Here is an 11,879-nt window from a genome sequence, read left to right on the forward strand (position 1 = left end):
TGCCACATTGTTTTTTTCCTTTGATGTTGTGTGGGCGTGTGTCTTTGTTTTTTCTTATCTGGGGGGTTGTAACATCTGGGGGTGGGCCGGGGTACCCCGGCCCAACGCCTCGCCGAAATTCCTGGCATCCGTGCCACCAACGGGTGGGCCAACGGCTCCGAGAATTCACCCCAACTGGCCAGGAGCTGTTCACTGGAGGAACGGGTACCTAGCCGCCGTACATCGAGTCGCTCGGCACCTGCCAGTAGCAGTAGCCGGGCCCGTTCCAAGGCGTCCCGTTGTAGTAGGGCTGCCCGTACACCAGGATGACGTGGCCTGTCGCCGGCCCGACGACACCGTCCGGTTCGAGGTTCATGCGCGACTGGAACCAGCGGACCATGGCCTCCGTCTTCGCCCCCCAGTGGCTGTCCTCATCCAGGGACCAGTAGGGCGCTGAACTACGCCAGGCGGAACCGTTGTTGTCGAGGAAGTAGTTGATGCTGTGCTGCACGCACCACACACCCGCGCCGGACGTCGTGTGGCCGTAGCCGATGGTTGACGCGTCAGGACTGGCGCTTGCGCTGCCCGTCACTCCCAACAGCGCCGTGGCGATTGTCAGCGACAGGATGCCCTTGCCGAGCTTCGTCTTGATGTTCATCAGCTTTCCCCGGTCAGCCGGTGATGGTTCCGGGCATCTTGTAGTAGCAGTAGCCCGGACCGTTCCATGTGTCCCCGTTGTAGTACTTGTCACCGTTGAGGATCAAGGACGTTCCGGTCTGCTGCCCGACGACACCGTCTGCCTGCAGGTTCACGGACGCCTGGTACCAGCGCACGTCTGCGGCCGTCTGAGGACCCCAAGTGCTGTCCTCACTGAGGTTGCGGTACGGGGGATTGCCCGATTGGTGGGAAATGATGTAGTTCAAGTTGTGCTGGACACACCACACACCGGCACCGGAGGTGGTGTACCCGGAGCCGATGTTTCCCACGCCCGGGTCGGCGCTAGCACCGCCGGCAACGCCCAGGACGGCGGCACCCGCCATCGCGAGAGCCGCCACTGCCCTACCCGCTCTGATCTTCCGGTTCACAGGGTCCCCCTAATGTCCGCTCGCGCAGGTCCGCCCCGCGTCATGATCCATTTAAGAGAACAGCTCCAACGCAGCGCCAACAGATCACCAACGCGGCCTCCCTACGGGCGGACCGCCACACATCCCAAGGCGATGAAGCCGGTCGACTCCCCAACTCCGGTGGTCACGGATGCGGAGACTGCCGTTGAAGCAGCAGGAGTTGATCAGACGTCAACTGCCTGCATACACAGATTTCACCTCTGGAGGTCTACCCGCGTAGCCCCGTGGTGCGCTGTCATGTCCCCATCCCCCGGGACCCCCGCCGGGCGAACAGCCGGAGACCCCATGCGCCCCCTCACACGCATCGCCGCCAGCACCTCCGCCCTCACCCTCGCCGCCGCCGGCCTCATCATCACCACCGGCTCCACGCCCGCCTTCGCCGCAACCTGCTCCCAGTCCCGTCTCCCGCTCCCCGACGCGACCTGCACCCCCGGCGCCTACAACCCGGACGTCACCCAGTCCACGATCGGCTCCACCATCTGCGTCTCCGGCTGGACCGCCACCGTGCGACCCCCCACCTCCTACACCAACCCCCTCAAGGCCCAGGGGATCATCGACTACGGCTACGCGGACACCGCGATGGCCGACTACGAGGAGGACCACCTCGTCCCCCTCGAACTCGGCGGCGCGCCCCGCGACCCGGGCAACCTCTGGCCCGAGCCGTACTCGGGAACCAAGACCGCAACCACCAAGGACGGCGTCGAGACGAAGCTGAAGAACGCCGTATGCAAGGGCACCATCACCCTCTCCGCCGCCCGCTCCGCCATCCGCAACAACTGGACCACCGCACTCTCCGTCACCGGAATCGGCTGACACTGAGACACCCGTTGGCGACGCACTCCATCAGAACGCGCCGGTACGGATCACGGCGAGGGCTTCGTGATACCTACCCGTCAGCGGAAGCGGACGGGCTACTCCTTCACTGTCCAGGTCAAAGCGGGCAATAAATACAAACGGGCACGAGGCTACGCAGTCGACGTCGGGGACCACTTCACGGCGTACTTGTCGTACACCGGCCGACCGGGCCTCATGATGGTTCCGTTGACGGCGCGGCCGCCGTCCAGGCCGGCGTCCGAGGTTCAAAGTCTCGACCGGCGCTCTGGCGCCTTCCCGCCTGGAGGCCTCCGGGTGCTGGTAAGACGCTGCCACCATGGGGGTCACGTGTAGCGGCGTGCAGCGGGGGGCACGTTCCGCTTTCGACCCCATGGCTAGCACCTCACGACGGGCTGCACCGCTCTACCCCAGACGATGTTGCTCGTACCGTCCGACCCCCGCACCGCCTGGGGACGGATTTCACTGCGGGTAGCCGTGGAGACAAGCCGTCCGGTCTCCAGAGGTTCGAGCCCCCCAAACGTTCCGGACAGATTCCTCAGATCCTGGTCGATCTTTGAGACGCCGTACGACAGCCTCTCACGATGGTTCGTCTCCCAGAGTCTGGCCTGCTTCGCAAGTCTCGCGGCACCTTCCGAATGACCTTATTGGGCGTCCCGTCTCAAGGGTTGCGTCCGGTCCGTCGGACGCAACTGAGGATGGAGTGGCACGTACCCATGCGGGCCCGACGCCCAGACTGTCAAGGTGTAACTCAAAAGAATGGTGCGGTAGTTGCATGCGCTAACCGGCACTCGCAGCGCAGCGCACTCTCGACCACAGCCGGAATCTAGCCCTCCCAGGCCTTTGACCTGCGAAGACGTTAGTCGACCTGGATCCAGTTGATCGTTTTGGGCCGATTCCAGAGAGTGTTGCTGCATATTCCTTCAGTGATTTGCAAAATCCTGGCTGGCACTCCGGAATGATTTTGAGATCTGACGCATCGACAGGTCGAGTAAGCAAGGGGGCGAAGCGGTTCTTTTCGTACATATCTCTTCCACGTAAGGTTCGCGTAAGATTTCCGAGTCTTTACATTTGGTTGCCTCAACTTGACCTTTCTGGGGTGGTGTGACGGCGCTCGTGCTCCCGCCGAAGAAGATCGGCTTCCCGGCCGGGTAACCCGGCCGGACAGCTGACCTGGAAGGACACCCGACTATGCGTCAAAGACGCGCGCCCCTCATCGGGTCGCGGCCGACGCCGGTGCGCCGGCGAAGATTGCGGCAGATAGCCATTGGCCTGGTGATGGCCATGGTTGCCGAGGGGGCCCTGGTCGCGGAAAGCGGCATGGCCTTCGCGACCACCCCCGAGAGCGGGGCAACTGAGACGTTGCCGGCCTCTGCTTCCGACGCTCGGACGGGACCTGCCGAGGCCCAGGACGAGGCTTCGGCAGTACTGATGGCCCGCCTGCAGGACCGCAAGATCGAGGTGCTCTCGGAACGGACGTCGAAGTCGACGACGTATGCGCTGCCCAGCGGGGCCATGCAGACCGAGGCGTACGGCGGACCCATCCGCGTGAAGCAGGACGGGCACTGGAAGGACATCGACACCTCCCTGTCCGACACCGGTGACACCCTCGAACCGAACACAGCCGCTGCGGACATCGCGGTTTCTGACGGCGGAGACACGCAGCTGGCGTCGGTGGCCAAGGGCAAGGAGTCGTTCGGGCTGGGCTGGCAGGACAAACTGCCCACCCCCTCGGTGAAGGACGACACCGCCTCCTACAACCTGGGCGACGGACAGAACCTGTCGGTAACCGCCCTTGCGCAGGGCTTCTCCGAAGACATCAAGCTGTCCCAGCAGCTCGACGACAGCACGCCCACCTATCGGATCCCGCTGAGCCTGGACGGACTGAAGCTGTCCCAGGCCGACTCCGGGCACCTGCTGCTCAAGAACGCGGATGGGGACCTGGTCGCCGAGGCGCCGGCCCCGATGATGTGGGACGATTCCAAGGACCCGGCCTCGGGTGAGTCCGCCCACCAGCAGCGGGTCGACACGAAGATCGAGACCGATGCTGACGGGTCGCAGACCCTGGTCCTTAGCCCTGACAAGGACTTCCTGGCCACCGCGACCTATCCGGTGACCATCGACCCGACCTCCACGCTGGCGGTCACCACCGACACCTGGGTCCAGAACCCCGACTACCCCGACTCCCAGGTCTCCTCGCCCGAACTGAAGTCGGGCACCTACGACGCTGGCACCGACGTCGCCCGCTCGTACCTCAAGTTCGACGTCTCGCCCTTCACGGGCAAGCACATCATCGACACGAACCTGGCGCTGTACTCGTACTACTCCTCGACCTGCGCCACCACCGGCGCCGGCACGCAGGTCCGGCGCATCACCTCGGACTGGTCCTCCTCCACGGTGACGTGGGCCGCACAGCCGACGACCACCACCACGGGTGCGGTCACCAACACGGCCGCCCTGGGCTACTCCTCGGCCTGCCCGGCCGGCACCATGAACTTCGACCTCGACACCATCGTGCAGGCGTGGGCCGACGGCTCGGCCAACTACGGGCTTCAGGTCCGCGGCGCCAGCGAGACGGACTCCACCACCTGGCGGCGGTTCCGCTCGGCGAACTACATCTCCGGCGACGACACGGTGGAACCGCACCTGACCGTCACCTACAACTCGTACGCCACCAACTCTGCTTCTGCAGTCTCGCCGAGCGTTGCCAATGCCTACAACGGCAAGCGTTATGTCACTTCATTGACGCCGATGCTGTCGGCAAAGGTCAGCGACGCCGACGGGGGCACGGTCAAGGCTCAGTTCGAAGTGACGCCTGACCCGGCGTACAACGACACCACATACACGTACACGGCAACCACGACAGCAGTGGCGTCAGGTGGGACAGCCAAACTGACCATCCCCTCGGCCAACGCCTTCCCGGCTGGATCGCATCTGCGCTTCCGGGTCCGTGGCTTTGACGGCACGGACTACGGCACCTGGTCGGGCTACTCCGTTTTTGTGCTGAACACCGCGCTGCCTGTCGCGCCGAGCATCTCGTGCCCCGACTACCCGGCGAGTACCTGGTCAGCTAAGGCACCGGGTGCGGTCTCTTGCACCCTGGACACAACTTCGACGGACGGTCAGGGCTTCAAGTGGGGCCTCGACGACCCGGCCATGGGCAAACGCGTCGATGACACGGTGGACGGTACCGGCGGTGACCCGCTGACCATCAGCATCACGCCGGCCGACGGCTGGCACACCCTGTATGCCAAGACCATCGATTCGGGCGGAAATCTGTCCACCGCGACTACCCAGTACGCCATCGCTGTGGGCGCCGACGGCGCAGCCATGCTCTCGCCCGGCGAGGGTGACAGGCCCGCCCGCCGCGTTGCTCTGTCCGCCACTGCCAAGTCCACCTACACCGGGGTCACGTACCAGTACCGCCGCGGTGAGACTGACACCTGGCACAGCGTGCCGCTCGCAGATGTCTCCAGGAACAGCGACGGTTCGGCCGTCGCTGCATGGCCGCTCGCCGCTCCGAGCGGCACGCCACCGGCACTAACCTGGAACATCACCACCTCGTTGACCCAGGACGGCCCGGTCGACATTCGCGCCGCCTTCACAGACGGCACCACCACCGGCTACTCCGAAATCGTGACGGTCACTCCCGACCGCAACGCGGGCGACGCCCCCGCCAGTGACGTGGGTCCTGGTTCGGTGAACGAACTGACAGGTGACTACACCCTGTCGGCCACCGATGCCTCGCTCTTCGGCATGTCAGTCAGTCGCACTGCGTCGTCCCGCCGTCCTACCGCGGGCACCGACGCAGAGGGGCAGGTGGCCATCTTCGGCCCCCAGTGGAGCTCTGGCGCTGCGGTGCAGACCTCGGACTCGGATTGGGACTACCTGCGTAAGACCTCGGCCACCTCGGTTGCCGTGGTGGATTCCGAAGGCGTCGAGACCGGCTTCACCGCTGCCAACGGCGGCGCGTGGCAGCCGGAGCCTAGTGCGCAAGACCTGACCCTGACTGGTTCCCTGACCGGTACGTTCACGCTCACGGACGACCAGGGCACCACGACCACTTTCGCAAAGGTGGACCCGGCGGCAACGACGTGGCAGATGTCCACCACGTTTACCCCTCTTTCCGACTCCACCACCACCGTGGTGTCCGAGAAGGTCGTGGCGGGCTCCAGCACGCTGGCACGCCCGAAGTATCTGATCGCCCCGACGTCCGCGGTTAGCACCTCCACTTGTGCGGCCACGCCATCCACCGCGGGCTGCCGGACGGTGCAATACGTCTACGCGACCACGACGAACGCCACTTCAACTGCGTTCGGCGACTACGCCGGCCAGGTCAAGCAGGTCCTGCTCTGGGCTACCAGTCCCGGCGCCACGACGGCCACGTCCACGGCGATCGCACAGTACTCGTACGACGATTCCGGCCGACTGCGCGAGGAATGGGATCCGCGGATCTCGCCAGCGCTGAAGACCGCATACGCCTATGACAGCGCGGGCCGCGTCACCACGCTCACTCCACCGGGCGAGCTGCCGTGGACCTTCACCTACGGCACGGCCGGGAACGCGGCTACCGCAGGTCCGGGAATGCTGCTGTCGACGTCGCGGCCCACGCTCTCCGCTGGCTCGCAGAGTCAGCAAGATGGCGGCACGGCCACCGTGTCGCTGGTCTACGACGTCCCCCTCGGCGGTTCCACAGCCCCCTACAAGATGGGCACGTCCGACGTGTCCGCCTGGGGGCAGACGGACGTGCCGACGGACGCCACCGCCGTGTTCCCTGAGGATGCGGCGCCCTCGTCACATGACGGCAAGAGCCTGACCTCCACGTCGTACACCCGCGCCTCGCTGTCCTACGCGGACGCCTCCGGCCGTGAGGTGAACGCCGTGACACCAGGCGGGCATGTCACCACCACTGAGTACGACGGCACCGGCAACGTACTGCGCGAACTGACCGCCGCCAACCGGGAGCTGGCGCTCGCCACCTCCGGCGCGGGTCTCGACGAGATCAACAGGCTCGACATCAGCGGCCTGTCCACGGCGGAGCGCGCCCAACAGCTGTCCACCACGCATGTGTACTCCACCGACGGCCAGCGTGAGCTGCAGGAGTACGGGCCGTTGCACATGGTCACCCTCACCGGCACCCTCAAGGCCGGCACGGGTGGCACCGACCTTCCCGCCGGCTCTGACGTCGCCGCTCGACGGCACACCGTGACGGCCTACGATGAGGGGCGCCCCACCGACGGCAGCGCCACGGTGAGCAACCAACCCACAACCGCCACCATTGGCGCGTACGTGGACGGCTACCCCTCCGACGCGGACACCCGGACGACAAAGACCGGCTACGACTGGGTCAACGGCCTGCCCACCACCAGCACACAGGACCCGGCCGGCCTGGCAGTCACACAAACCACGGTGTACGACACCAAGGGCCGGACAGCCAAGACCATCATGCCCAAGTCCAACGGTTCGGATGCCGGCACCACGGTCACCACGTACTGGTCAGCCACCGGCACCGGAACCTGCCAGGGGCGCCCCGAATGGGCGGACATGGTCTGCTCCGTCGGCCCGGCCGGAGCAATCACTGGAGGTGGCACCAACCCCACCCAGCTGGCGACCAAGTCACTTGAATACGACCGGTGGGGAAACCTCTCCAAGGAGACCCGGACCGCGAACGGCTCGACCCGCACCACGGCCTTCACGGTCGACGGCGCTGGCCGCACGACCAAGATCGCCATCACTGGTGGCGTGGGGACGGCGATCGCCGACACCACAGCCGACTACGACACGGTGACGGGCAACGTCACCACCGTCACGTCGGGCGGACAGACCGTCACCCGGACGTACGACATGCTCGGCCGCGATCTGTCCTACAACGACGGCGCGGGCAACGTCCGCAACACGGTGTACGACAACCTCAACCGGCCAGTGAAGACGACGGACTCCGCTCCGTCAACCATCACCTACACCTACGACACCAGCACGGACCCGCGCGGTCTGGAGACTTCCCGCACGGACTCCGTGGCGGGCACCTTCCGCGCCACCTATGACGCGAACGGCGGCGTAACCACCGAGCAGATGCCGGGTGGCTACACCCTCACAGTCGGCACAAACGAGATTGGGGCACAGACCTCCAGGGTCTACACCCGTGACAGCGACGGCTCCACCGTCGCCTCCGACGCCGCCGATCACTCAGTGCAGGACCAGGTTGTCGCGGACAACGACACCAACGGACAGACGGTCAGCCGGGCATACGGCTACGACCAGGTCGGCCGGCTCACGCGTTCTGACGACACAAGCCCGAACGGCACCTGCACCAGAAGGGATTATGGCTTCGACAAGAACTCCAACCGCACCACCGAGGCGGTCTCGTCGGGCGCTCCCGGAGGCGCCTGCTCTTCGACCGGCGCGACCAGCACCGCGAACACCTACGACAGTGCTGACCGCCTGACCAATGCCGGCACTGCCTACGACGCCTTCGGCCGCACCACGACCAAGGCGAACGGCACCACCCTCTCGTACTACGCCAACGACCTGATCCGTCAGCAGACATCCAGCACCGGCCGTCAGACCTGGAGCCTGGATGCCGTCGGACGTCTGTCGTCCTCGGTCACCGAGACCAAGAATGCTGATTCCACCTGGAGCCAGACCGCGGTCAGGACCGACCACCACGGAGACGACACCGACAGCCCCGACTGGTCAGTGGTGGACACGAGCGGCACCGTGAGCCGCAACGTCCAGGGCATCGACGGCAGCCTTGCTGCCGTCACCGGCGCCTCCGGCGCCACCGTGCTCCAGCTGGCCGACCTGGCCGGCAGCGTGACGGTGCAGCTGCCCCTGAACCAGTCGGACACCATCGTCGCCCAGTCCTTCGACGAATTCGGCAACCCCGAGTCAGCTGCCTCAATCACGAGCTACGGCTTCCGCGGCAGCACCCTGCGCAACAGCGGGACGGTCTCCGGCGACATCGTCATGGGCATGCGCATGTACGATCCGTCCACCGGCCGGTTCCTGCAGACCGACCCGGTCCCGGGCGGTTCGGCGAACTCCTACGACTACGCCGGACAAGACCCGCTCAACCAGCAGGACGACTCTGGAACGTCGAGCAAGTGCAAGTGCACCAGCTCCAACAGTTACTGGCGGGAGACGTCCGTCGGTCACATTCACTGGGGCCGCTGGCACGACACGTACAGCCAGTGGATGAAGAGCTGGTTCAAGCGCAACGCCATCAACGCCTTCAACTTCATCTTCTCGGGCTTTTCCTTCGGATCACTGCGCGTGAAGGTCGTCGGAATGAAGGTCGCGTACGGCCAGCAGAACTGGTACTTCAGACGCTGCTACCGCGGACGATGGCAGCACGAGAAGGAGACGTACTACTGGTACGTCGCGAAGGGGACAGTGGAAGTCACTGCTATCTACTTCCTTACCTGGCGGCGCACGCTCTATGACGGCCCGTACATGTACGACGCCAGAATCTCCTACTACTAGAAACGCAGCTCGTCACTGACCGGGCTGGGTGGGGATCACTCCCCACCCAGCCCGGCGACGATCGCGTTCCGTGTCAATCGAGGAACTATGGGAATTTCCATTTCACACGATCCGGTGCAGATCCTTTTGGGCATCCTCTGTCTTGCACTGAACATCGGATGTTCAATAGCGGCCTCGCGCATCGCCCGGCGCAAGGGAGCAGACCATCGCGACTGGAGCTTCGTCGCACTGATCTTTGGGCCCCTGGCAATCGTCTCGCTCCTCCTGTTCGGTGGACGAAAGAAGAACAAGAAGGTCTACCCGTGGGAGAAGTGAACGATCGACCCGCCCGCTGCCGGCGTGGAACACCGCCCCGGTTCGTGCTCACCGCATCACTCGCTGCCGCCTGCCTCGTCGCACTCACAGGATGCGACAGCGGAGCATCACGGCACCCCGACTCTCCTGACGGCTGGCATCGGCCGCTCGCGACTCCCTCCGTGCCAGTACCCAAGAGGTCTGTGCCCGCAGTCACGCACACGGACGCCGTACTGCCCACCGTTTCAGGCCGGTTCGGACGGGCGGCCAAAATCTCGGTTCCGAAGACAGCGCCGAGCGGTAGATTCGTGGTGGCTTCGCAGACACAGGGCCGAGGGCATTCAGCGCGCACCGGCGATGTGGTCGTCGTCCGTTACACCGCCAAGGTGTGGCAAACCGGCAAGGCGCTGCCCGGCTCCTACGACAAAAGGGCACGCCCTCAGGTCTTTGCCGTCGGGCGAGCCGCGACGCTCCCGGCACTGGACCAAGCGGTGCAAGGACAACGTGCCGGAAGTCGGGTCCTGGTCGTGGCACCTCCCGCAGCTGCCTACGGGACGACCGGCAGCGCCAAGCTCGGCGTCTCCGGCAAAGACACCATCGTCTATGCCGTCGACATACTGAACGTCATCGGCGCGCAGGCGATTGTCCCCGGCGAGCAGGTGCCAGCACCCGACACACTGCCCAAGATCCGTATGAACAAGCACGACGGCACCGCGACCGTAACCGTCCCCGACCATGCCGCCCCCAACAACCTGCTGGTCCGGAAGCTGGTCGACGGATCCGGGCCGGTGGTGAAAGCCGGCCAGACCATCGTTCTCCAGTACTCTTCGGCCGCTTGGGCGACCACCAGCGGCGAGAGCGCGGCAGACCTCTTCCTCAGCTCGCGCCAAGACGGCAGTCCGCTGTCCGTGGTGATCGGCCGGGGCAACGTCATCGCTGGATGGGACCGAGCGCTGGTAGGCCAAAAGGTCGGCAGCCGCATACTCGCCGTCATTCCCGCGAAGCTGGCGTACGGTCCGCACCCCCCGAAGGGCTTGGCCCCCGGCACTGCCGTGGTCTCGGTCCTCGACATCCTTGCCTCCGCGTGAGAAGTCGGTATGAGAGGGCGAAGGTGTTTCGTCGTCATCTGAACGTGTGATGGTGCGGCATCTCTGCGGATAACAAGACTGAGCTGAGCGGCGACCAGTGGGCGATGGTCGAGCCGGTGCTCACCCTGTGGAAGGGTGCACACCCCTCGACCAGCGGCCATAGAACCGGCACACGCGATGCGGGAGATCGTCAACGCACTGCTCTGCCAGGGCTGGCCCCGCGGTCAAAGGCAGTCGACGAGATGCCACGACTTTCTCAAAACGTGCTCCACGACGGGGGGTGTTGCCCGCCGCCGGCATACCAGCGACCGTACGGCGAAACCCCATCCAGGTGCACTTGAGCACGCCACTCAGTGGGAGCGGGGAGCAATGGGGTAGCGATTTGATCCGCTGGACAAGCGCGTAACTATTACCGCGAGGCTCGAATCGCATAGGGAGCTAGGTGGCGAGCCGGGCACTACTCCCACGTATGGTTACGATTCCAATCGCTCACAGCCGAAGAAAATTCAGACAGGAGAACAATGCGTGCCCAAAGATCCGCGGACTTACACCAGGCAGTGGGCTGCACGCTGGCCCGTTCGTTTCGGATTCGCGGTGGCCGCGATCTTCTACCTGATCGAAGCAGTAGCTACTGGCGACGTGGTCGGCATCGTGCCATTCACAGCTGCCATCGGAGTCATCTTCTGGCTCACTGCCCTCAGTGAGCGTCGCCGTAGAAGGAGAAACAATATTCCATTGTGGCGAGCCGTGACCCGGATGCGTGAACATCGGCCGCCGCGCTCGTAGTTCGCGCCGGGTTCCAGAGAGCAGTTTCTGCATCAAGGCACTGAGGCAATTCCTGCGGTGTCGTTTGCGGCCACACTGAAGAGCCCGCCTCGCAGGAGCTCAGCACCAATGCTTCGTAACGTTTCCTGCTTCACCATGCCGAGGGCACGGACCAAAGCAGAGGTATCACACAAAATTTCGGGAGACGACCGGCCAGGGCGGGTCGTCGGTGGGAGGGGTTCACTCAATGGCGGCGCAATTCGGCAGGAGGCTGCGCAAGGGCGCGGCAACCACCGCTGTGGCCGCGGCCGCGGTC

6 protein-coding genes are annotated in these 11,879 nt (G+C 65.1%); 4 read left to right on the forward strand and 2 right to left on the reverse strand.

Annotated elements, in window-relative coordinates:
• Positions 1-208: 208 nt before the first annotated feature.
• Positions 209-637: a peptidoglycan-binding protein gene (locus tag ACFWI4_RS15485; protein WP_387195739.1), complete on the reverse strand. Its 429-nt coding sequence runs from the start codon at positions 635-637 to the stop codon at positions 209-211.
• A gap of 13 nt (positions 638-650) precedes the next feature.
• The gene (locus tag ACFWI4_RS15490) at positions 651-1,019 is read right to left on the reverse strand and encodes a peptidoglycan-binding protein (protein ID WP_387195763.1); all 369 of its coding nucleotides are present in this window, start codon (positions 1,017-1,019) and stop codon (positions 651-653) included.
• Between the two features lie 369 nt (positions 1,020-1,388).
• Between ACFWI4_RS15490 and ACFWI4_RS15495 the strand changes: the two genes are divergently transcribed.
• The 4 genes from ACFWI4_RS15495 to ACFWI4_RS15510 all read left to right on the forward strand — a co-directional run bounded on the left by ACFWI4_RS15495 (position 1,389) and on the right by ACFWI4_RS15510 (position 10,798).
• A complete protein-coding gene (locus ACFWI4_RS15495; RefSeq protein WP_387195742.1) occupies positions 1,389-1,916 on the forward strand; it encodes a hypothetical protein in 528 nt (175 codons plus the stop codon).
• Between the two features lie 1,209 nt (positions 1,917-3,125).
• Complete coding sequence (locus ACFWI4_RS15500) at positions 3,126-9,416, forward strand: DNRLRE domain-containing protein (protein WP_387195745.1); 6,291 nt, start codon at positions 3,126-3,128, stop codon at positions 9,414-9,416.
• A gap of 87 nt (positions 9,417-9,503) precedes the next feature.
• Positions 9,504-9,731: a hypothetical protein gene (locus ACFWI4_RS15505; protein WP_387195748.1), complete on the forward strand. Its 228-nt coding sequence runs from the start codon at positions 9,504-9,506 to the stop codon at positions 9,729-9,731.
• 290 nt (positions 9,732-10,021) lie between these two features.
• Positions 10,022-10,798, forward strand: coding sequence for an FKBP-type peptidyl-prolyl cis-trans isomerase (locus ACFWI4_RS15510; protein ID WP_387195751.1), 777 nt, complete (start codon positions 10,022-10,024; stop codon positions 10,796-10,798).
• Positions 10,799-11,879: the final 1,081 nt, after the last annotated feature.

Source organism: Streptomyces sp. NPDC127038 (genome assembly GCF_042725875.1).
Classification (GTDB): Bacteria; Actinomycetota; Actinomycetes; order Streptomycetales; family Streptomycetaceae; genus Streptomyces.